Below are 22,439 nucleotides of genomic sequence, written 5' to 3'. Positions count from 1 at the left end.
CCTCAATCAACCGTCAATAAACGACGAATTATTTATCAAAACCGGCCTGCGGTTTAGTGGACACAATGCGCGTCGAACCGTTAGACCCAAAGCGTTTGAATAGCAGATAGAATATCGCCAACAACAACCCAATAACTCCCGCAACGTCCCACACGGAGAACGCAACAAGCCCGCAAACTATGAGCGCCGTTCTGGCATACCGGTTGAGTTCGCCGTGGTACCAGCCCTCAACCGCCGTAGACATCACCAAAACTCCAAGGGTAACCTTGATTACGTCGAACACGATGGTCTCCAGCGGTCCGATCATCAGAATTCCGGGGTTGTAAACAAACGCGTAAGGAAGTGTAAACGCAACCAGACCCACCTTGGCGGCCGTCATGGAAACCGCCATCGGTCGCTCGTCCGCAATGCTGCTTGCGACGTAAGCCGCTACTGCAACTGGCGGAGTGATGTAGGAGGCCACTCCATAAAATATCAGAAACAGGTGGGCCTGTAGCAAAGTCAGACCTGCGTCGACAAGCGCCGGCGCCACCATTACCGCGACCAGTGAATAGACAGCTACAACCGGCATCCCCATGCCCGAGATGATTGTGACAATCGTTGCCAGCAACAACGCAAGCAACAGGTTTGCCTCGGCAACACTGAAGATCAACGCCGACAGTTTCGATGCCAGCCCGGTAACGTTGAGGCCTATAAGAAGGATTCCGGCGCCGGCGACCGCTGCGATCAGTGGTGCTATTGCCGTACAGATTTCAACACAACCCTGAACAAATTTTCTGGGCGTTATCGCCTTGCCACCAACAAACCAGCTGACGACGATAACAGCAACCAATCCGCAAGTTGCCGCAAGCGCTGGCGTTCTGCCACTCATGAGCACGTACACCAGCAACCCCATCGGTACGATGAAAATCCAACCAGTGCGGAACGTGTGGAGCCAGGTGGGGATATCAACGGCATCGATATGGCCCACATTATGCCTGGCCGAATAGCAATGCACCTGAACGTAGATTCCCACATAGTAAAGAATAGAGCACACAAGTATCGAACCGATGATGCTTGTGTAAGAAATGCCGGTAAACTCAACCATCAAGAAAACGACAGCCCCCATAACCGGTGGCAAAAGACTGCCGCCTGTTGAAGCTACGGCTTCAACAGCCGCTGCATAGCGAGGGGAATAACCCACACGTTTCATCATGGGAATGGTGATCGACCCGGTCGTCATAACATCCGAGGCCGGACTGCCGGATATCATGCCGAACAGTCCACTGGAAGTTACTGCAATCTTGGCGGAGCCGCCGGTACGACGGCCAGCAAGCACTGCCGCCACATTGAAGAAAAAGTCGCCGCCACCACTTTTCTCCAGAAACTTGCCAAATGTAATAAACAGGAACGCGTAAACAGCAGCCACCTGAATAGGCGCGGAGAACAACCCCCCGTCATGCGGCGTAACCATCAGGCTTTCGAGCATATAGCTCAGATCCAGGCCGCGGTGGCCAAAAAAACCAGATAGATGACCACCGAACAAACTGTACAGGATGACCAGCCATACAACGACCGAAATACCAGGCCCCACACAACGCCTTAACAATTCAAGCGTCAGCAATGAATAAATACCAGCGACCACCAGATCCCCGGTATTGTAGACATCCAGCCCTGCAATCCAGTCCTGATAACGCCCCATCTGTAGGATTAGATAAACGCCCGCAACAAGGCTTACAAGCGCCAGAAGATAGTCGACCCAAGTCGTGCGGTAAGAATCAGGCGCGTGGCTGATCGAAAGAAAAGAAATGGTGTACATCGGCACGACAAAAAGTATCGCCAGCTCCAGGCGCCCGAAATTGCCTGCAACGGCGTACCAGATTTCGAACACTGTCAGCGGGACCGCCAATAGTGCAACAAACGCGTACCGCCCCCCTTCCATGGGCACCTTGTTACCCATAGAAAACGCGAGCCAAATGGTTCTTTTTAATAAGTTCATAAAAAATCTCGTAAAAATAGACTCAGCACCAACGTCTACAGAACCGATTACTTCTGAGCCGGCACTCATGCTGCGGCGCCGGCTCAGAAGGAATTACTTCTTTATACTGCTTTAACTACTTACCACTCCAGCTGGGTTCTAGCCTGAACGAAGGTCGGGTCTGAGTCATCGTTCGGACCACCATCCACGGATGCCACGCCGGCTTCTAAGACGAAACGAATGCGTCGCTCCGGAAACCAGTTGAGGCCGATGGCGGCAACATCCATCTCTCCTCCTTCGATACCACTATCGGTAAGATCAAGCGTGTTTAGCCGAGCAGCGATGGCCCATGCTCCGCTACCGCCCCTGCTCAGCGGATTGTTTGGGCGCGCAGGCCCGAAAACGCCTCCCATCTTGGGTGAATAAGGGCGGGACTCACCAGTCAGGTAGTAGAGACCTTCAATGGTGGCACCAGTGAAGGATGGCTCAGATCCCGCATTTACCCCGGCATCACCTTCGAGTTCGTCATACTCAGCCCAGTAATATTCCGCGTTGATGTTCAACGGCCCGCGGATAAAGGCAGCTTCCACATTAGCCGCAACGAAGCCATCGGTGTCTCCAACCCCTCCAGTATCCACGGCTCGGAAACCATCTACACGAGTCTGTGGACGAGCACGAACTCTAAAGCCATTGCTGGCACTGCTTGTTTTGTGCTGCCTCAAAGAAGCGCCAAAGTGAACCAGCTTTCCTTTTTCAAGCACCGGGTCGAACCAGAGTTTGGTGGAAAAATCCAGCTCATCATCGTCATCCTGTGGAGAGGTGCTGCCGGGCACCCTCTGAGCAACACCCAGGGCCCAACCCCAACTGTCACCAACCAAATCTCCCCGAATACCGAGTCTTCGGGCGCCTGCGCCAAGCGCCTGCGCAGGGCCAGATAGCTCCATCATTGTGCTGTACTTTCCACTTTGAAGACCTTCCAAACCAAATGGCTGGAACTGGTTACCTATAGATAGTACAAAATCATTACCACCAGGCTTAAAACCATGGTATTGAATATACGCATCCTTGATGCCGCCTGCACCGCTACTTGTGAAGTCGTATTGGAATTTGTATTGCCAGTCCCTGTAAAGCGTTCCCGATGCCGCCAGACGCGCGGCACGGATGAACGACTCCTGACCAAGCTCAGGTCCATCATCGGTATCAGCCCAGGCGGTATCGACAAATAGACGCCCGTTCAGGTTGAACGAAAAATCACCATCTTCACTTGTGAATCCCAGGCGGTTGCCTTTGTATTGGGTGACAACATTGGACTTTTCTTGCTTAGCTTTAATGGCTTCCAGCTCTTTCTCGAGCATGTCCACACGGTCACTCATACTTTGAGCAACGACCGCTTGAGACCCCATACCGAACACGACAGCACTTGTGATCGCCAGGAGGTTATTTCTGTCCAGAAACTGATTGGGTTTGTTTTTGTTCATCATGCTTCCTTCCTCTTTCTGCGCTTGTTGAAATCGAATAAGAGTAGATCTTACCTAGAGTAGACCATCTGGCGACAATCTCATCTACTGAAAGACTATCTCTTATATTCAAAATTGCAAAAATTTTTTTAACATTTTTATTTCAGCGAACCCCCATCACCCTGACCGGGGTTTCGCTTCGGGATAACACGTCACATCAGTCGATTAGTCCAACTTCCTGATAGAACGCCTTTGCACCGGGATGCAGCTCGAGATAGCTGACATTTGGCAGCTGTTCACGAGACGCCTTTTGCAGTGCTCTGTGAGAGGAACGGTAATGTTCCATCTGTTCGTACATGGATTTGGCCAACTTATAAGCATTCTCATAAGTCGCCGCCGGGCCGGCAACAATCATAAAGCTGCTCGCAACCGTTGCCAGTTCCTCATCCACAAATTCATAGGAGCCAGCCGGGATGGAACCAACACTGGCGCCCAGCTCATCCGCGACATGCTGGACCAATTCGTCAGAAAGCTGGACAAAAGCGAGATCCATGACACTTCCCAGCTCAACAACCCTACCCGACGGCGTCGCACCCCCCGTAATAATTACGTCAAGACGGCCGTCACGCATCAGGTCATGCGACGCACCCGTTGGCTGTGGAACCAGCTCACCGCCCCATTCCTCAACATCCTCCATGGTCTTTCCAAAATAGGAGAATAGAGCACGAACATGTTCCCGGGCCCAAAGATTGCCAGGCTGATTAATGGACACCCGCATCGGAACTTTTTTCTCGATGAGATCACGAAAACTCGTAACGCCATGCTCATCCAGAAAATCAGCACGCGCGTACACCATCAAATCAAATACACCGGGAGATCCATTAAGGACACCCTTTACTGTGCCTGCCGGGTATTTTTCCCGGAACGGCGCACTACCTGCGTACGCCATTTTCGGCTCTACGGTACTTGCCAGAGCGAAAGGACGCCTCCCGCTTTTCAGGTATTCCAGCGCTCCCGCTGGGTTTCCTGGCTCGTATATGATGCTGGAGCCTGGATAAGTCCGGCGCACGGCATCAACAACACCCTCGCCAAAAACGGCCACTTGGCCACCGGAAGAATAACCTGCAATTGTTACATTAACCGGAGAGTTGTCAATTTTCGGACGCTCTTCCGCACTTACCAAGCCTCCCGCCGTCAGCGATAGTGCCAACAACGCACTACCCATAGCATGGATCAAGGATTTTCTTTTCCTGAATTTAACCATTTTGTTTACTCCGCTTTCTCTTGTATTTGTTAACGGACGCTACCCGTCCTTTTACCCAGCCCCCTAAAGAGCACTTTTCCTCATCAACGGTCAAATTTACGACCTCTTTCTAAAATGAAAGGCCAGATCAAACCAGGAAGGTCAAATTCGGTATCGGCTCGTCATTATTCAAAAGCAGAACTTTCTTCCAGCGAATCCGAAACCCTTCTTCGGTATCCACCAGAAAATAATGACATCTACCAAACCAGATATTTTCCGTTCCCGTGCGAATCTCGCCGAGGCTGAAGTTGGATATTACCTCAAGCTCATCTCCTTTCTGTGCCAGTGGGACTACATCCGTTACGGTCCTGATGAGGCGGGCCCGGGGGCGATAGGCGTGGGCTGCCTTATCCTTAAGCCGCATCATCCGTTCCAGAAGCCGGGGCCGGTCATCGTAGATGATTGCCACACCTGCATTCGGATCCTGATCATCACTGTTACAAGGCAGCCAGTAGGTAATGTCCTCTCCGATCCACAGGTCCATCCAGCGGTCGTATTCATGTTCATCCATCAACGCCGCTTCGTAGGTCAGAAAGCGTTCCAGTCGAAGCTGCTGCTCCACACCTACAACGCCTTTATTGATAACGTCGGGAGCTGCTTTCAATATTTGTTTAGCCATGAATAAATCTCCGATCTAAATTGGTTTCCTGAAACACTATTCGGCCATCAACCGCTTCCATTCTTGCATCTGGGCTCTCTGCGTGATCTCATCGCTGATCCGAGCCGACACAGTACCATCCGAGTCGGTTTCCTCTCGGTTCATACCTCTCCCCAGCAGGATCCATGGATCGGCGTCGCCCTCGAGCCCTCGCTGAACACGCTCAAAGATTTCCGCATCGTCAGGAGAACCGTTAGAAGCAGGGCCATAGAACGCTTCGTGGGCACGTAAGCGCTTATTGTTGATTTCCTGGCCGACTCCTTTCAGGAAAACCGGATACATAAGCACCTGGGTCTCGGAAACCGAAACCGGGATCACCACGCGAATGTGATCGTGAATAAGTTGCAAATTCGGGAAGACACCCAGATGGGGATCGCCATGCCAGGCAATCAATTCTTCGGCGTGCTCTTTGCCATGGTGCGCAATCATGTCTTCAACGTACTTACGTCCATCCTCGCTCTGTTGCAGTTCTGCCATATTGTCTTTGGCATGGGGTAGCCGCTGAAAACGGAAATCCAGAGCAGCATGGCCGTTAGGGAACCCACGGGTCAGGCTTGGGGAGCTATCTGAAAACGGGTCTTCCAGGTGGATAGCACCAACAGCCGAGCCTGTTGTACTTTCACGCTTGCTGAAAATTTTAAATACAGACACGTGAACATAATGAGGGTGGTACCCGTCCATGCCGATCTGCTTCCAGTTGCCGCGATACATGGTTTTACTGACGACACCGGGCTTGACCTCAATTTCACTGGTTGGTGACGCGTCGACAAGAATATCGATGAATTTTTTGGCAGGGCCCAGATAATCGTCCAGGCTCTGACCTTCCTTGGAGTGACTGGCAAAAATGAACCCCCTATAGTTGTCCACGCGTGCGACTTTGGTCAGCCCATGCTCTTTGGCATCGAATGCCTTGTCATAGGCTTCTTCACCAGTCACGCCAACCAGATCGCCCTTGGTGTTATAGGTCCAGCCGTGGTACCAGCATTGAAAGCTTTTTGCATTGCCCTGCGTTGCCTCACATACCTGGGCACCGCGGTGGCGACAACGGTTAATCATCAACTGAACTTCTTCATTTTCGTCGCGCACAGCAATTACAGGGAAACGACCAAGCTTCAACAGCTTGAAATCGCCCTTTTTGGGCACTTCACTCTCGTGGAGAGCAAAAAGCCAGGTCTTGTGAAAGATGCGTTCCATTTCATCTTCGAAGATGGACTCATCAGTGAAGATAGAGCTGTGAACCCGGTCCTCTTTTACCAGCGCCCCATAGTCACGATCAGTGCCAATGATGTTGCTCTTTGTAGTAGACATAACAGAAACCTCTTTATTTTCTGGGCCCATCAGGATTCATTCAAAAAATCCGTTACCAGTTTGTTAAAACGATCAGCATGCTCGATCTGCGTCCAGTGGCCGCATCGACCAAAGAAGTGCAGCTGTGCATACTCGATGTACTCAAATAGTTTCCTGGACGTGACGGGGGGAACGATCACGTCTTCCCGTCCGTGGATAATCAGGGCTTCCTTATCAATTGCCCGGATGTCTTCCTCGGAACTCGCCAGCGCATCCACCCAACGTTGCCGAGGCGCGGGAAACATCGAGGCGAATGCCTCTTGGAACCCCGGACGAATACTCGCGCGATAGCGAAGCTCTGACAGTTCGTCACTCACCAGTTCCTGATTAAAGGCAAAGGTTTTGATGAGTGCCCGCATATTTTCCACCGAGGGGGTATAGCCCCATACCGCATCAAGTCCCGGCGTCAGTTCAAATTCGACACCGGCAGCTCCCATCAATACAAGCCGCCTGATCCTGTCCGGATGGTGAATTGCCATGGCAAGTGCCAGAGCACCGCCATAGGAATTACCAACAATATCCGCTCGTTCGATTCCCAAGGCATCCAAAAAATCAATTGCATGCTTAACCCAGGTATCCAGGTTATACTCAACTCCGGCGGGCCTCTCCGTGTATCCAAACCCCACCATATCAGGGGCAACCACCCTACGGCTTTCCGCCAACACCGGGAGATTAAACCGCCAGTTAGCCCAAGCCGTCACACCAGGCCCTGAGCCATGAAGCAACAGCAACGGGATACCATTATTCCTTCCCATGTCATGATAGTTGGTTTCGATGCCGCCGGCGCTGATTTTCAGGCCGATTTCCGGGTTATCTGAGGCCATTATTTACCTCCATCACGTTTGGCAACTGACTGACCGGCAATGCCCCAGTTGGTTTTTGGCATTTCCTGAATCAGAACCCGGACGGACTCGGGCTTCACGGAAAGCGTTTCTGTTATCGTCGCGGTGAGACGCTTGATCAGCTCTTCTTTCTGCTCCGGTGTGCGGCCTTCCAGAATTGAAACCTGTAGCATTGGCATTGTTAGTTCCCCCAGTTCTTTTTGATCAGTTTCGAGCTCACACGAATCGCATGGATACAGAACCCATTCCATGAGCGCGCAAGGTCACGTTATCGCCTGCCTCCACCGGAATGGCCGCCGTGATTGCTCCAGAAAGTATGATGCTGCCGGCCGGAATTTTTTCATCCCGCTCCGCAAGCTGATTGGCAAGCATGGCGATAGCCGTGGCCGGGTTACCCAGAACGGCTGCACTGGCGCCCACCTCCATCACCTGACCATTTTTTTCCAGGACAACGCCGATCGTGCGCATGTCAGTACTCATTGGAGCGAGTACTTGCCCCCCGGTAAAGAAACGGGAAGACGAAGCGTTGTCGGCAATAACACTGACCAGATCGAAACGGAAATTTTCGTAGCGAGAGTCAATCACTTCCACTGCCGGCATAATAAAGTCTGTGGCGGCGATGACCTGAGCGGCATTACAGCCGGGGCCACCGAGCGGACTTTTTGTAACAAATGCGATCTCGGCTTCCACCTTCGGATGGATGAGGTCCTTGACAGAAATCTCACCGGATTCCGCCCGTTCAAAGTAATCAGCCAGAAAACCATAGATCGGCGTATCAACACCCATTTGTTCCATCTTGGCCCGGGAAGTCAGTCCCATTTTCATACCAATGATTCGGGTGCCTCGCGCCTCTTTCCGGCGGCGGATCTCATACTGGACGTTGTAAGCATCCCTGAAGTCCATGTCCGGGTAGTCGTCGGTGATCTTCTTGACGGCAGACGCATTGAGCTCAGCGTTCTCAAGGTGTTCAGCCAATGCCGCGATCTGTTCTTTACTCAAGCTCATGCAGATACTCCACTTTTTTTCTTTGCTTCGAGAAGATCCAGCGCGACATCAACAATCATGTCCTCCTGTCCACCGACCATGCGACGGCGCCCCAGTTCAACCAGTATATCGACCGTTTTGAGCCCATACTTTTTTGCAGCAATTTCCGAATGGAGCAAGAAACTGGAATAGACACCCGCATAGCCCAAAGCCAAGGTCTCTCTATCCACTCTGACTGGACGCTTCTGGAGAGGACGCACAATGTCGTCTGCTGCATCCATGAGTACGAACAGGTCCGTTCCATGTTCCCACCCCATACGGTCGGCAGCCGCAATAAACGCTTCAAGCGGAGCATTTCCAGCACCCGCCCCCATGCCCGCCAGGCTCGCATCTATCCGATCACAGCCCTCTTCCACGGCAACAATCGAATTTGCAACACCCAATGCAAGATTGTGATGGGCGTGGATACCGGTCAGCGTATCCGACTTAAGCGTATCCTTAAGGGCGCGGAATCGATCCCGCACATCCTGCATGCTCAAGGCGCCGCCCGAGTCCACTACGTAAATACAGGTGGCGCCATAGCTTTCCATAAGCTTTGCCTGCTCCGCCAGGCCTTGGGGCGTCTGCATGTGACTCATCATCAGGAAGCCAACTGTGTCCATGCCAAGCTTTCTTGCGTGTTCGATGTGCTGCTTAGATACATCCGCTTCAGTGCAGTGGGTGGCGACACGCACAATTCTTGCTCCGGCCCGATACGCATCGTCCAGGTCATCGACGGTGCCAATACCGGGTAAAAGTAATGTGGCAATTTCTGCGTGCTCGGTCACCTCGGCCACTGCTTCGATCCACTCCAGGTCCGTGTGGGCGCCAAAACCGTAGTTAAAGCTGGAGCCCTGCAGCCCATCACCGTGAGCCACTTCAATGGAGTCCACGTTGGCCTTGTCCAGAGCACGAGCGATGTCTTGAACGTTCTTGATGGAATATTGATGGCCAATTGCGTGGCTGCCATCCCGTAGGGTCACGTCGGAGATGTAGAGTTTTTTGCCAGGATTAAAGGTCATTATGTATTCCTCCTCAGTTGACCAGAGATTCAGCCATGCGCTCAGCAGTACCGAGAGCTGCGGAGGTCATGATGTCCAGGTTGCCGGCGTAGGCCGGCAGGTAATGGGCGGCGCCCTCCACCTCCAGAAAAATGGAGGTCTTAAGGCCGTTGAAACGCCCCAGTCCCGGGACGTTCATGGGCTGATCAGCCGGAATGTCATCAAACTGGACTTTCTGCTTCAGGCGATAGCCAGGCACGTAGGTGTTGACGGCCTTCACCATTTCGTCCACAGAGGCCTCAATTTCTGCTTTGTCTGCGGCATCCGAGAGAACGTAGATGGTGTCCCGCATCAATAGTGGTGGTTCGGCCGGGTTCAGAATTATAATGGCCTTGCCCTTCTGCGCGCCGCCCACTACTTCGACGGCTTTGGCGGTCGTCTCGGTGAATTCATCAATATTTGCACGGGTTCCAGGGCCTGCCGATTTACTGGAAATGGAAGCCACAATCTCAGCGTAATGGGCCTTAGCTACCCGTGACACCGCAGCGACCATGGGAATGGTGGCCTGGCCGCCGCAGGTGACCATATTGACATTGCCTTCGTGCAGATTCTGCTCCAGGTTAACCACTGGAACACAATACGGGCCAATTGCAGCGGGAGTCATATCGATGATCTTGATCGACTCCTTATGGCCCCGCAGGAACACTTCGTTGTGCATATGAGCCTTGGCGGATGTGGCGTCAAACACGATGTCGATGTCGGCGAACTCCGGCATTTTAACCAGTCCTTCCACACCCTCGTGGGTGGTGGCCACGCCCATGCGGGCTGCACGGGCCAGACCATCGGACTCAGGGTCGATGCCTACCATGGCACCCATTTCAATATTCTGACCATTGCGCAGAATCTTGATCATCAGATCGGTGCCGATGTTGCCCGAACCGATGATTGCGGCTTTGATTTTCTTGCTCATAGTATTGTCCTCTTTAACTCGGATCAGGCGAAGCGCACCGAGGCACTGCCTATACCGCCGATATCGACGCGCATGTAATCGCCGGCGCTTACTGGCTCCAGTGGCACCAGGGAACCGGATAGAATTACCTCGCCGGCCTTTAACGTCATACCATAACGCCCCAACGTATTAGCCAGCCAAGCAACACAGTTAAGTGGAGACCCAAGCGCCGCTGCGCCTGCACCTGTGCTGATAATCTGACCGTTCTTTTCAACCACCATGCCGCAAGTCGATAGATCCACCAGGCGTGGAGAGACGGCCCGGTCTCCCAACACGAAAAAACCGCAGGATGCGTTATCAGCCACGGTATCCTGAATGGCGATTTTCCAGTCCCGGATTCTTGAATCGACGATTTCGAAACAGGGCATTACACATTCGGTGGCCGCGATAACAGCAGCGTTCGTGATGCCAGGCCCGGCCAGATCCCGCTTCAGGACAAATGCAATTTCTCCTTCTGCCCTCGGCGCAATCATCTGAGTACTGACAGGCAGTGTTTCACCGTTGGCATACACCATCTGGTCTGTCAGATAACCGAAATCCGGCTGGTGTACGTTCAGCATGTTCTGAACCGCCTTGCTGGTGACACCTATTTTTTTCCCGATAACCTTTTCGCCCTCTGCAATTCTCAGATTCATCAGGCCAAGGGAGATCTCGTAGGCATCTTCAATCGTCATATCAGGTTCTGACTGCGTCAACGGGTCGATCGCTGACTGTGATCTCAACGCGCTGAACAATGCCCTGCTATATTGGTCAATCTGTTCCTGCTTCATGGGAGTGGCCTTTGAACTCAAAGTTTGATGCAGATATTTGAGAGTTCGCTGTAGAACTCCAAACCGTGGACACCACCCTCTCGGCCGATACCGGACTGCTTGCTGCCGCCGAAAGGTGTCCTGAGGTCACGAAGGAACCAGCTATTGACCCAGCAAAGTCCCACCTCCAGTTTCGGAGCCACGCGATGAGCACGGCTGAGATTTTCCGTCCATACAGCAGCCGCCAGGCCGTAAGGGGTATCGTTTACGAGGCTGATGACCTCTTCTTCGGAGTCAAACGGTGCGATATGGCAACAGGGCCCAAAGATTTCCTCCTGTACTACCGCAGAATCCTCACCAAGGCCTGTCCAGATTGTTGGCTCTACCCACGCACCTTCACTCAGGTTCGCAGGCATCTCCGGAACACCCCCACCGGTCACGATATTGGCACCATCCTTGCGCGCTACTTCGTAGTAGGAAAGAACCTTCTGACGATGCTCCTGACTGATCACCGGACCAAAGTTCACATTCTCATCCTGCCACCACCCCATGCGCAGTGATTCCGCCCCCTCCTTGAGCCGCTTGACGAATTCATCAAACAGTGGGCGCTCGACGTAGACCCTCTCTGTGCCAAGGCACACCTGGCCACAGTTAGCGAAGACGGAACGCATGGTGCCCTCAATCGCCTTGTCGATGTCCGCATCCGCAAAAACAACGGCGGCGTTCTTTCCACCCAGTTCAAAGGAGACAGGCACGAGGCATTCAGAGGCAGCCTTCATGATCGCTGTACCGGTCTTCGACTCGCCTGTGAACGTAATGCCATTAATGCCGGGATGACGGGTCAGAAATTCACCCGCAGAATCCGGCCCAAAGCCATGAACAACGTTGTAGACACCCTCTGGAATGCCCGCCTCGTTCATTACTTCAGCCAGCAGTGTTGCAGTGTGAGGCGTTTCTTCAGAAGGCTTCACAACGACGGCATTACCACAGGCAAGTGCAGGGCCGACTTTCCACGTCATCAGCAGAAGCGGGAGGTTCCATGGGGCTACCACCGCAATCACGCCACGGGGTTTGCGCACCGCGTAATTGTGAGCACCCAACCCGTCAGGCGTATCCATATGGAAACTTTCGGTAGGAATATTCTTTACGAGATCCGCAAAAACCTGGAAATTAGCAGCACCCCTGGGAATATCAATATGAGACGCAAGTGATTTGGGCTTACCGGTATCAAGACACTCCGCTTCAACAAATTCGTCGAAACGAGCCATGACTCCGTCGGCAACTTTCTGCAAGAGTTTCATCCGCTCGGCGACCGCCATCGTACCCCAGGGTCCATTCATAGCGGCATTTGCGGCAGCGACAGCCTGGTCAACTTCTTCTTGGCCCGCTTCATGCACTCTTGCTATAACTTCACCGTTGGCCGGATTGACATCGTCAAAAGTACGCCCGCTTTCTGACAAAACAAATTGACCATTAATGAAGTTTTTTATTTCCCGCATTGTAGACTCCCTAACTAACTGGTGCTTGCAGGTGACCCAGTTTCAGTTTTCTAAAGCATTGTTCTCATTTGGTGAAACATTATCTTATTTATAAAGATGATATAAGCAGATCTTGATCCTGTCAACCGAACTAATGTCCCTTCGGGACCAAAATAGTAGAGTCGTCAGCAAGAGGAATATTAAAATGCACCAAACTCCGCGGCACCCAGTAGGAGCCACCCTGCAGCTCAATACATTGGGTCGATGGGTAATACGTAACAATTGATGGGTTTGCATCCATCCCCAACGAAGCGTTTTAAGTGGAATTGCTTACCGTCTTATCACCTGCCATGTCCGGCAGTTCGTGTGCAATCCCCTTGTGGCAGTCGATGCAGGTTTCGCCGCCCTCATCAGTCAATGCTGGTGGGTGCGCCTTTGCAGCCCGTGGGTCCTGAAGCGTAAAGTCCATCGACTCGAACTCGTGGCAATTGCGGCATTCCAGTGAATCATTGGCCTTAAGCCGGTGCCACTCGCGCTGGGCAAGTTCAAGGCGCTTGCCCTCGAACTTCTCCGGAGGATTGATAGAACCAAACAGCCAGCCCCCTTGGACGCCTCCATCTTGCGGCCTATCTTGTGGGTCCAGTCATGGGGCACGTGGCAATCGGAACATTCTGCGCGAACCCCTGAGCGGTTGCTGTAATGGATTGTCCCTTTCAGTTCCTGATAGGGATTGCTGTACATCTCGTGGCAGCCAATACAGAACTGCTCCGTGTTGGTGACCTCCAGGGCGATGTTGAAGCCGCCCCAGAATATGATGCCGGCGAGAAATCCCCCCAGCGTGTCTGGCGCCAACTATCTTGTCCGACCGGTCATCCTAATTGTCGCCGAACAGACGACGAAGCCACGTGATCTAACCGCCACCGTAAATGATGCAGCAGTGCGGTGACAGTGCATGTCCTTATCTGGGGCGGTCCGACGTATCGGGATCTTCTCAACGAGCGATCGGTTAATTACCAGTCAGGCTCACTACCAGCTCTTCAAAGTCAGCCAGTATCTCCGTGGCTGGATTAACTACGTTGGTATCGCCACCGGCTATCAGCGCTGCTGCGATCTGGATCACTGGATTCGCCGTCGCGTCCGGATGGCCTATTTGCGACAGTGGCGCAAGCCGCGCACCAAAGTCAGGAACCTGATGAAGTTGGGTGTTCATGTGCAGGCCGCTTTGGCGTGTGGCATCACCAGCAAAGGTCCTTGGCGCAGCTCCAAGACGCCGGGTATTCAGCAGGCTCTGTCGAATGACTACCTGAAAGCTGAAGGCCTGGCATCACTGCGTGATGGATGGATCAAGGCTTCACCATTCCCGGTGAAACGCTCTGTGCGGAGCCGTCGGTCCGACGCATCGGTGCAGGGTGTTGTGGGGGCTGGGGGTTAGATACCCCCGGCTACCCGATTATGTGCTGCTTCAGGCCGCAACAAGCCTCTTCACGTTAAGTTCTTTGCGATGTTGTTCGGCGTGCCAGAGTTCATATTGAGACTGCTGATTCAGCCAGCTTTCTGCCGAAGTATCGGAAGCAATAGAGAGACGGATTGCCATTTCGGGACTTATACCGGCCTTGCCATTCAACACGGCACTCAACGTTTTGCGGCTAACGCCCAATGCCTTTGATGCTGCGGTGACAGAGAGACCAAGAGGCTCAAGACAAAGCTCTCGCAATACTTCACCCGGGTGCGGAGGGTTGTGCATTAACATTGGCGGCTCCGTCTTCGAACCGGAAGGTCACTCGCCAGTGACCACTGACTGTCACTGACCAGATTCCGGTTCGATTGCCAGTGAGTTCGTGCAAACGAAGACCAGTTCAACGTCTCGGCGGCAGAGAGCGTCCGAAGGGCTCCGTCAATAGCCCGCCAGCGCGCTCGTTTATGGTCAACGCGACACCAGCACAGGGATTGACGCTTGACAGAGTACTGTTCGAGTAGCGCTACCCAGCACCAGTCGGGTGAGCCGCGTATGGCCATAGGCGCCCATCACCAGCATGTCGGCATTGAACGCCCGCGCCTGTTCGAGTAACACTGGGCCGACCTTACCACCGTCGACTTGTTCCAGTGTTACCTGTACGCCATAACGCGCGAGGTGGCGACACAGGTCCGCGCCGAAATCCTCTCTACACTCCAGCTCGCCATCCGGTTCATCGCAGACACAAACCACCTTCACTGCTTCGGCCTGGGCCAGAAAGGGTAACGCATCGCCGACCGCTCGTGTTGCCTCCCGGCTAGCGTTCCAGCCGACAACGACACGTCGTCCAATCCGTCCGGCCGCCCATTCGTCCGGAATGAGTATAGTCGGGCGTCCCGAGCCGAAGATAACATGCTCGGCCATCCTGACCGTCATGGAAGGTTCGGGGGAGCTTTCGAAGGGAGGGACCAACGCCAGCCCTGCATAGCGCGCGTGTAGCATTAATTCCTCCGCTAACTCGCTCTCGGACAAGCGCCACTCTGCGCTAATGCCCCTTGCGCGAACCATTGTCTCAAAGCGCTCCCTGACCTGAGCCTCTGCGTCCCGAACACGCACGCGATGCTGTTCGAGCAAGGCGCGCATGGCAGGGCCGGCCACAGAGTGCGCATGAGGCATCGCTCTCAGTGGCGTTGCCACAAACACCGCTATCAGACAGGCATTCCAGCCCGCGGCGATGTCAGCGGCGATCGCCAGTCGTCGGTCATAGGGTCGGGCCTCCTCAAGAAAGACAACGATATCCTTAGGTAGCATGCTTCACCTCCTGGTCGCGTTTTCCATAACCTGCTCAAAAACACGCAGGGCGACTTCCAGGTCGGTATTTTCAATGCCTTTCAGCATCTCCTCCTGCAAGACATTCGCCCGCTCATTCAGATCGCTCATAAAGCGCTCACCGGCATTGGTAAGATACAGCAGCCTGGCGCGCCGATCACGCTCACTATGCCGGCGTTCAATCAGACCCTGCTCCTCAAGGCTGTCAAGCAGGCGGACCAATGTCGGATTCTCGATGGTCATCAAGTGGGCTAACTCCCGCTGGGTCACTCCGCCCCACCGTGATCCAAGGTGGGGCGGTACAGGCGATTTCCTTTTGCTCAATAGTTCCTAACCGCCACTTTTTAAACCTTTCCGCCAGTCCCCCAGATCCTCAATTAATTTGTAGAACAAAGGCACAAAGAACAGCGCAAGTGTGCTGGCGGCGATCATACCCCCAACCACCACGGTACCAATCTCCTGTCGGCTAGCAGCACCGGCTCCGGTGCTGACGGCCAGCGGCAGGGAGCCAATGATGAAGGTCAAGGCGGTCATCATAATGGCGCGGAACCGCTGTCTGGCTGCTGCACTGGCGGCTTCTGCTGCCGACATACCGGTTTTACGATTCTGAGCGGCAAATTCCACAATCAGAATGGCATTCTTCGCTGCCAGCCCGATCAGCACCAGCAAGCCAACCTGGAAATAGATGTCGTTGGGGAAGCCCCGCAGCATGGCTGCCAGGATCGCACCAAAAACCCCAAACGGAACGGCCGTAGCAACCGCTACCGGTAAACCCCACCGCTCATACTGTGCTGCAAGAATGAGGAGTACCAGTAACAGGCCCATACCGAACGCCAGCACACCGGAGTCTGCGGAATCCTCAAGTTGGAACGCTTCACCGGTCCAGCCGAGCAGGGTGTTGCGGTCAAACACTTCTGCACCCACTTCCTGCAACGCCGTCAGTGCGTCACCCGTGGTAAAGCCCGGCCCCGGGTCCGCTAACAGCTTCGCAGCCGGGTAGAGGTTAAAGCGATTGAGAATATCCGGGCCGCTGGTGCGTTCAAGGTCTACCAGGGAGCTGACGGGAATCATCTCGCCGTAGTCGGACCGAACAAACACCTTGCGCAGATCGTCCGGATGGCTGCGAAACTCACCCTCCGACTGCAGCGTTACCTGCCAGTTTCGACCCTGCAGCGTGAAGTCGTTTACATAGAGTCCACCAAAGGTGCTCTGCATGGTGGTGAAGATCTGGTCAACGGGCACCCCCGCGGCTAAAGCCTTCTCCCGGTCAACATCCGCGCGATACTTGGGGATGCCGGTGGCCAGCGTCACTCTTACGTTCTGCAGCTCAGGCCGTTCGTTTGCTTTGCGGGTGAACTCATCGGCAATGGCCTTGATCTCGTCAGGTGTTCTGCCACCCCTCGCCTGGATATAGCCTTCAACGCCACCGGTTGTCGAAAGTCCCTGGATTGGCGGCGGTGTGAAAGCGAAGGCCGCTCCCTCAGGCAGTTTGCCACCAAGGCCCATGATCTTGCCGGCCACACTGGCGGCATCCTGGCCCTCACCGGTGCGCTCTGCCCAATCTTCGAGGGTTACAAAAGCAACACCGCTGTTGGTACGTAATGCACTGGATATAATGTCGAAGCCGGAAAACGCCACCACATCCTGAACTTCGGGCAGGTCCATCATGCGGCCAACCAGATCGTCGCGAAAATCCGACGTGCGGCTCAGGGACGACACTGGAGGCAGCGAATAAGCGGTAAGCACGAAGCCCTGATCTTCCTGGGGCACCAGGCCTGTGGGCATCCGGTCAATCAAAAGCACAACGCCGCCAATCATGGCCGCAAATAACAGAACACCCACCAGGGCATGGCGTAGCAGCCAGTCAACCACCGCACAGAACCCGTTGGTTATCCGGTCAAAGCCGGCGTCGAACCAACGAAACGGCGCCCATTGTTTGTCAGGCTGCCCACCCAGCAAAAGTGCGCACATGGCTGGCGTCAGAGTAAGGGCCACAACACCCGAAATGACCACCGACACGGCGATGGTGATTGCAAACTGCCTATACAGCTCGCCACTCAGTCCGCCCAGAAAGGCAACCGGTGCGAAGACGGCAACCAGAACGAGCGTGGATGAAATCACTGCCCCGGAAACCTGCTGAATGGTCACCACAGCGGCATTGTAGGCAGACAGCCCCTCCTCTTTCATCAACCGTTCGGCGTTCTCCATAATAATGATGGCGTTATCCACCACGACACCGATGGCCAGTATCAACCCGAACAAGGTCAACAGGTTGACGGAGAATCCCAGGGCCTGCATACCTGCAAAGGTGCCAATCAGAGACACCGGGATGGCTACCAGCGGTATCAGGGTGGCCCGCAAGTGTTGCAGGAACAGGAAGGTGACCACCACAACCAGCAGTATGGCAATGATGAAGGTGCTGATGACCTCTTGAATCGAGATATCGATAAAGCGGGTGGTGTCGTAGGGGATATCGTATTCCAACCCCTCCGGGAAGCGCTCACTGATATCTTTCATGGCTTCGCGCACGGCATCGGCGGCATCCAGAGCGTTGGCTCCCGGCTGCAGATAGACCCCCATGGGAACCGTATCGTCGCCGTTATACACGGCCTCGAAATCATAGTTCTGGGCTCCCAGCTCTATCCGGGCGACATCTTTCAACCTCAGTGATGCGCCCTCTTCATCGCTTCGCAGGATAACTTCGCCGAATTCTTCGGGGCTGGTCAGGCGCCCCGGCACCGACACACTGAATGTAAAGGCCTGGCCTTGCGGTGCCGGTTCGGCGCCGATGCGGCCTGCCGCAAACTGAGCGTTCTGGGCCCGCAAAGAGGCGGCTACATCCGCCGGTGTCAGCTCATACTGGGCCAGTTTGTCCGGGCGCAACCAGACTCGCATGGAGTAATCCTGGGCGCCGAACAGGGAGGCGTTGCCAATCCCCGGCAGGCGCACCAGTTCGTCCAGCACATTCAGCAGGGCATAGTTGGAAATTTCTACCACGTCCATGCTTTTGTCCGGGGACGACAACGTCAGGACCTGAAGGATCGATGTGGACCTGGCCTCTACAGTCAGCCCCTGGTCCCGCACGGTTTGAGGTAGACTTGCCAGAGCCTGCTGCACCCGGTTGTTGACGTTGATGGTGGCCTGGTCCGGGTCGGTGCCGATTTCAAACGAGACCGTAACGCGAAAACTTCCCGAGTCGGTGCTGTTCGATTCCATGTAGATCATCTGATCCACACCGTTAATTTCCTGCTCCAGTGGTGCCACAACACTCTCAGAGATGACGTCGGCGCTGGCACCCTGGTAACGGCCCTCAACGACAACCTGGGGTGGCACCACATTCGGGTACTGCTCAACGGGTAACCCCAGGAGTGAGATGGCCCCAGCGATGACAATGATGATAGAAATAACGGATGCGAATATCGGACGGTCAATGAAGGTGCGCAGCATTACTCAGCCTCCTCGCTCTCATCCCTGACGTTTACTTCAGCGCCATCCCTGAGATTCACAAGACCGCTGGTAATGAAGGCTTCGTCCGCTTTCAGGCTGTCCAGTATGACCTGACGCCCATCCACAACCGGACCGAGACTCACCGGGCGTGCACGGGCAATGCTGTCATCATCAACCACGAAAACCTGCGCCCCGTCCGCGCCCTCGGTCACCGCTTTTTCCGGTACGGTAACAACACCTTCAAGGCTCCGGAGCTGCACTCTTACGCGCACAAACTGCCCGGGGATAATCTGGTTGTCGGGGTTGGGGAAAACAGCCCGGGCGGACACGGTACCCGTGCGAGGGTCCAGGGTGGAGGCAGTAAAATCCACCTTGCCGGTGCGATCATACGCCTTCCCGTTCGTCATGATCAGCGTGGCGTCTATGTCTTTAGCGCTGGCCGAATCCGTCATTGCCTCGCGAGCGGCACGCTGTATGGCGGCATCGTTCTCCGGCAGCGCAAACCGAACATGCACCGGATTCTGTTGCACGATGGTGGTCAGCAGCGTGCCCTGGTCAATCAGGCTCCCTTCGGGCAGGTCTTCGAGACTGGTCACACCATTGACCGGAGCCCTGACGTCGGTATAGCCCAAATTCAGTTCAGCTACCGTAACGCCGGCCTCGGCAACAGCCAGATTGGCCTGGGCCAGTTCCAGGGCGGAACGGGCGGAGTCTCGATCCCGTTCACTGACCGCATTACGCTCGTACAATGAGGATATGCGATTCCATTCCCGCTCAGCCTGGCGGAGATCCGCTTCAGCCACCTGGCGTTGAGCCTTTGCTCCCTGCAGGGCGGCTTCCGAAGGCTTTGGGTCAATGCGGAACAGAGAGTCACCCTCACTGACAATCTGGCCTTCGCGATACAGGCGTTCCTCGAGGATGCCCTGAATCCGGGCGCGAACTTCTACTTCCCGAGCCCCGCGAGCCCGACCGGCATAGTCCTGGCGCACTGTCACGTCGGTTGTTTCAGCCGTTTCCACGATGACCTCCGGGGCTGGCCTGCCACTACCCTCCCCAGCGTTTTGATTATTGTCACCGCTGCAGGCGGCCAGACCGGCCACAAGCACCGATAGCAATAATGTTCGACGTAGTGGTTTGAAGGAATACAGCAGGGCAGCATGCGACGGCATGACGGAGTTCTCCTTGGGTAAAAGTGGTCGAATTGATGGGACAATACCTACATTCATGGATGTATGCAAAAAACTTTGGCATGATGGCGCCCAAGACAAACGGACCCGTATGCACTTTAGCGGTGGGGCCTACACTCAGAATGACGGATATTCACCATGGCCAGAAAAACCAAGGCGGAAGCTGAAGTCACCTATCAGGCTTTGCTGGACGCAGCAGAGCAGGTCTTTCTCAACAAGGGCGTGGCCCGGGCCTCACTGGAGGAAATCGCCCGCACCGCCCAGGTCACCCGTGGCGCAGTTTACTGGCACTTCCAGAACAAATCGGATGTTTTCAAGGCCATGCTCGAGCGTGTTCGACTGCCGATGGCAGAGATGACTGAAAACGCCGCTGACGAGCGCACTGGTGACCTTCGGACACTCAGAAACCTGTGTGTGTATGCGCTTCAGACCCTCGTTAAGGATCAACGCCACTTCCGTGTCTACAAGATCCTATTTCACCACACGGAATCCGAACACGGTCTGAGGCTGCAGGATGAAATGACGCAGGAATCTATTGATACACTGACGCGGTTTTTCAGCAATCACCCACCCCATTCATCACTGACCGCCAGTCAGGCCGCCCGTTCGCTGCATACCCAAATGCTGGGCATCTACGTTGATTGGCTCAGGAATCCTGACGCCTACGACCTGAGCGCCGAAGCGGAATGCCTGGTCGATACAGTGTTCCGTGGCCTCTGCCCTGAAAACGAGCCATTCCAAACAAACAAGGAAAACCCATGAACAAACGTCTGTTGCCAGGTCTGATGGCGGCACTTGCAGCCCAGCACGTGCCGGCCATGAACCTGGTCGAAACCTATGAGAAAGCGCTTACCTACGATTCCGGCATCGCCGAGTCCCGAGCCACCCTGCAGGCAGAGCAGGCCGGTATTGATGTTAGCCGCGCCAACCTTTTGCCCCGACTCAATGCGTTTGGTGATGCCAGGCACACAGATATCGATCCGGACAACGCCAGCGGAGACTCTTACAAAACTTTCAGCTACGGCGTTGAACTCACTCAGCCGATGTTCCGCGCTGACGCCTGGTTTGATTTTGAAACCAGCCAGATTCGGAGCGAGGCCGCCCGAGCCCGGTACAACCTGGCACAGCAGCAGTTGATCCTCGACGTTGCCGAAGGTTACTTCAATGTGTTGCGGGCAGCCGATGCGTTGACCACTGCACAGGCCACCGAGACAGCTATAGGCAGACAGTACGAGCAAGCACAGGAGCGTTTCGATGTCGGCCTGATCGCCATTACCGAAGTGTATGAGGCCCGTGCCAGCTACGATGATTCCAAAAGCCGGCGTATTGCCGCCGAAAGTGACTTGGACATCGCCCGGGAAGATCTTGCCCGCTTGACTGGAGAATACACCGAACAACTGGACAACCTGCGCCAGGAATTCCCTCTGGCCAGACCCGCGCCCGCGAATCCCACAGAGTGGGAGAAGATCGCGTTGGGACAGAATTGGGAAATCCAGACCGCCCTGCTTGAACTCGATACCAGCAAGTCCACCCTTGAAAGCCGCAAGGCGGGGCATTACCCGACGCTGGACCTGAACGCCTCTTACGGTGAAACAGACATCAATGGCCTCGGGCCCGGCGGCACGGGTTCCACCGCCGGCAGCGGCGGCGCCACCCGTTCCGGCAATGGAACGACCACTGAGGGCGTGATCCGTCTGACCCTGAACGTGCCGTTGTACCTCGGCGGCGGAACACAAGCAGGAGTGCGGCAACAGCGATCACTGGTCACGGTGGCCGATCAGGCCTTGAATACCGTGCGTCGGGACGTGCGGGTCAACACCCGCAGTCTGTTTCGTCAGGTCAATACCAATATCGAATCCGCTTCGGCACTTGAACAGACCATCATCTCACGCCGCAGTGCACTGGATGCTACCCGCGCGGGGTACGAAGTCGGTACTCGCAACATCGTCGAAGTGCTGGATGCCGAGCGGGACTATTACGAAGCCCTGCAAAACTATGCCAATGCCCGCTACGACTACGTACTCAACACTCTTAACCTGAAACAGTCCGCCGGCACCCTCAGCCCACAGGATTTGATGAATCTGAACCGCTGGCTCAGTGCATCAGCGCCAGGCATCGAAGCTCTGGCCGAGGACGATGAAACCATCGACGATCCAACCCGAAACTGAAGACGCTAACTTTATGTTAAGAAAAAATACG

20 protein-coding genes and 2 pseudogenes are annotated in these 22,439 nt (G+C 54.7%); 3 read left to right on the top strand and 19 right to left on the bottom strand.

The genetic code is table 11. The features are described 5' to 3' along the window. Nucleotides 1–28: 28 nt before the first annotated feature. From QPM17_RS18800 to QPM17_RS18740, 13 genes and pseudogenes are all read right to left on the bottom strand, one after another. Nucleotides 29–1,978, bottom strand: coding sequence for a TRAP transporter permease (locus tag QPM17_RS18800; protein ID WP_150994240.1), 1,950 nt, complete (start codon nt 1,976–1,978; stop codon nt 29–31). A 119-nt stretch (nt 1,979–2,097) separates the two neighbouring features. Beyond that, nucleotides 2,098–3,438, bottom strand: coding sequence for an OprO/OprP family phosphate-selective porin (locus QPM17_RS18795; RefSeq protein WP_285392787.1), 1,341 nt, complete (start codon nt 3,436–3,438; stop codon nt 2,098–2,100). Between the two features lie 193 nt (nt 3,439–3,631). Then, a complete protein-coding gene (locus QPM17_RS18790; protein ID WP_285392785.1) occupies nt 3,632–4,678 on the bottom strand; it encodes a TAXI family TRAP transporter solute-binding subunit in 1,047 nt (348 codons plus the stop codon). Between the two features lie 127 nt (nt 4,679–4,805). Further along, nucleotides 4,806–5,336: an aromatic-ring-hydroxylating dioxygenase subunit beta gene (locus QPM17_RS18785; protein ID WP_285392783.1), complete on the bottom strand. Its 531-nt coding sequence runs from the start codon at nt 5,334–5,336 to the stop codon at nt 4,806–4,808. A 36-nt stretch (nt 5,337–5,372) separates the two neighbouring features. After that, nucleotides 5,373–6,713: an aromatic ring-hydroxylating oxygenase subunit alpha gene (locus tag QPM17_RS18780; RefSeq protein ID WP_285392782.1), complete on the bottom strand. Its 1,341-nt coding sequence runs from the start codon at nt 6,711–6,713 to the stop codon at nt 5,373–5,375. Continuing rightward, entirely contained in the window at nt 6,713–7,546 is an 834-nt protein-coding gene (locus tag QPM17_RS18775; protein ID WP_285392780.1) for an alpha/beta fold hydrolase, read from the bottom strand. Before QPM17_RS18775 ends, QPM17_RS18780 begins: the two co-directional genes overlap by 1 nt. Then, entirely contained in the window at nt 7,546–7,743 is a 198-nt protein-coding gene (locus QPM17_RS18770; protein ID WP_227663836.1) for a 2-hydroxymuconate tautomerase, read from the bottom strand. The genes QPM17_RS18775 and QPM17_RS18770 overlap by 1 nt, the downstream gene beginning before the upstream one ends. Before the next feature lie 37 nt (nt 7,744–7,780). Further along, nucleotides 7,781–8,569 (bottom strand): 2-oxo-3-hexenedioate decarboxylase, encoded by a 789-nt coding sequence (gene dmpH, locus QPM17_RS18765; protein ID WP_285359571.1) that lies wholly within the window; start codon nt 8,567–8,569, stop codon nt 7,781–7,783. Continuing rightward, nucleotides 8,566–9,609: a 4-hydroxy-2-oxovalerate aldolase gene (dmpG, locus tag QPM17_RS18760; RefSeq protein WP_285392777.1), complete on the bottom strand. Its 1,044-nt coding sequence runs from the start codon at nt 9,607–9,609 to the stop codon at nt 8,566–8,568. The genes dmpH and dmpG overlap by 4 nt, the downstream gene beginning before the upstream one ends. 13 nt (nt 9,610–9,622) lie before the next feature. Then, entirely contained in the window at nt 9,623–10,558 is a 936-nt protein-coding gene (locus QPM17_RS18755) for an acetaldehyde dehydrogenase (acetylating) (RefSeq protein ID WP_285392776.1), read from the bottom strand. 23 nt (nt 10,559–10,581) lie between these two features. Continuing rightward, nucleotides 10,582–11,367, bottom strand: a complete 786-nt coding sequence (gene dmpE / locus QPM17_RS18750) for a 2-oxopent-4-enoate hydratase (protein WP_150994206.1) — start codon at nt 11,365–11,367, stop codon at nt 10,582–10,584. A gap of 17 nt (nt 11,368–11,384) precedes the next feature. Continuing rightward, on the bottom strand, nt 11,385–12,845 hold the full coding sequence (locus QPM17_RS18745; RefSeq protein WP_285392772.1) for a 2-hydroxymuconic semialdehyde dehydrogenase: 1,461 nt from the start codon (nt 12,843–12,845) through the stop codon (nt 11,385–11,387). Nucleotides 12,846–13,140: 295 nt separating this feature from the next. Then, nucleotides 13,141–13,664, bottom strand: a pseudogene (locus QPM17_RS18740) (NapC/NirT family cytochrome c); the annotation flags it as partial. Nucleotides 13,665–13,776: 112 nt separating this feature from the next. On the opposite strand from QPM17_RS18740, the gene QPM17_RS18735 reads away from it, so the two are divergent. Further along, a complete protein-coding gene (locus QPM17_RS18735) occupies nt 13,777–14,256 on the top strand; it encodes a group II intron maturase-specific domain-containing protein (protein WP_285392770.1) in 480 nt (159 codons plus the stop codon). A gap of 30 nt (nt 14,257–14,286) precedes the next feature. Here QPM17_RS18735 and QPM17_RS18730 read toward each other — a convergent pair whose 3' ends face one another. From QPM17_RS18730 to QPM17_RS18705, 6 genes and pseudogenes are all read right to left on the bottom strand, one after another. Continuing rightward, complete coding sequence (locus tag QPM17_RS18730; RefSeq protein ID WP_285392768.1) at nt 14,287–14,574, bottom strand: HigA family addiction module antitoxin; 288 nt, start codon at nt 14,572–14,574, stop codon at nt 14,287–14,289. Further along, a complete protein-coding gene (locus tag QPM17_RS18725) occupies nt 14,543–14,629 on the bottom strand; it encodes a hypothetical protein (RefSeq protein ID WP_285392975.1) in 87 nt (28 codons plus the stop codon). Before QPM17_RS18725 ends, QPM17_RS18730 begins: the two co-directional genes overlap by 32 nt. 119 nt (nt 14,630–14,748) lie before the next feature. Further along, nucleotides 14,749–15,588 (bottom strand): universal stress protein, encoded by an 840-nt coding sequence (locus QPM17_RS18720; protein ID WP_285392766.1) that lies wholly within the window; start codon nt 15,586–15,588, stop codon nt 14,749–14,751. A 3-nt stretch (nt 15,589–15,591) separates the two neighbouring features. After that, a pseudogene (locus tag QPM17_RS18715) lies at nt 15,592–15,879 on the bottom strand (MarR family winged helix-turn-helix transcriptional regulator); the annotation flags it as partial. Between the two features lie 57 nt (nt 15,880–15,936). Further along, entirely contained in the window at nt 15,937–19,053 is a 3,117-nt protein-coding gene (locus QPM17_RS18710; protein WP_285392764.1) for an efflux RND transporter permease subunit, read from the bottom strand. Continuing rightward, entirely contained in the window at nt 19,053–20,222 is a 1,170-nt protein-coding gene (locus QPM17_RS18705; RefSeq protein ID WP_285392763.1) for an efflux RND transporter periplasmic adaptor subunit, read from the bottom strand. Before QPM17_RS18705 ends, QPM17_RS18710 begins: the two co-directional genes overlap by 1 nt. A 156-nt stretch (nt 20,223–20,378) precedes the next feature. On the opposite strand from QPM17_RS18705, the gene QPM17_RS18700 reads away from it, so the two are divergent. Together QPM17_RS18700 and QPM17_RS18695 are read left to right on the top strand one after the other, a co-directional pair. After that, nucleotides 20,379–21,002, top strand: coding sequence for a TetR family transcriptional regulator (locus tag QPM17_RS18700; protein ID WP_285392761.1), 624 nt, complete (start codon nt 20,379–20,381; stop codon nt 21,000–21,002). Then, entirely contained in the window at nt 20,999–22,408 is a 1,410-nt protein-coding gene (locus QPM17_RS18695; RefSeq protein WP_285392760.1) for a TolC family outer membrane protein, read from the top strand. Before QPM17_RS18700 ends, QPM17_RS18695 begins: the two co-directional genes overlap by 4 nt. Nucleotides 22,409–22,439: the final 31 nt, after the last annotated feature.

It is taken from the genome of Marinobacter azerbaijanicus (assembly GCF_030250645.1).
GTDB lineage: Bacteria > Pseudomonadota > Gammaproteobacteria > Pseudomonadales > Oleiphilaceae > Marinobacter > Marinobacter azerbaijanicus.
Note: the sequence above shows the minus strand (reverse complement) of the source record. Positions and strands in the feature narration are given on the sequence as shown.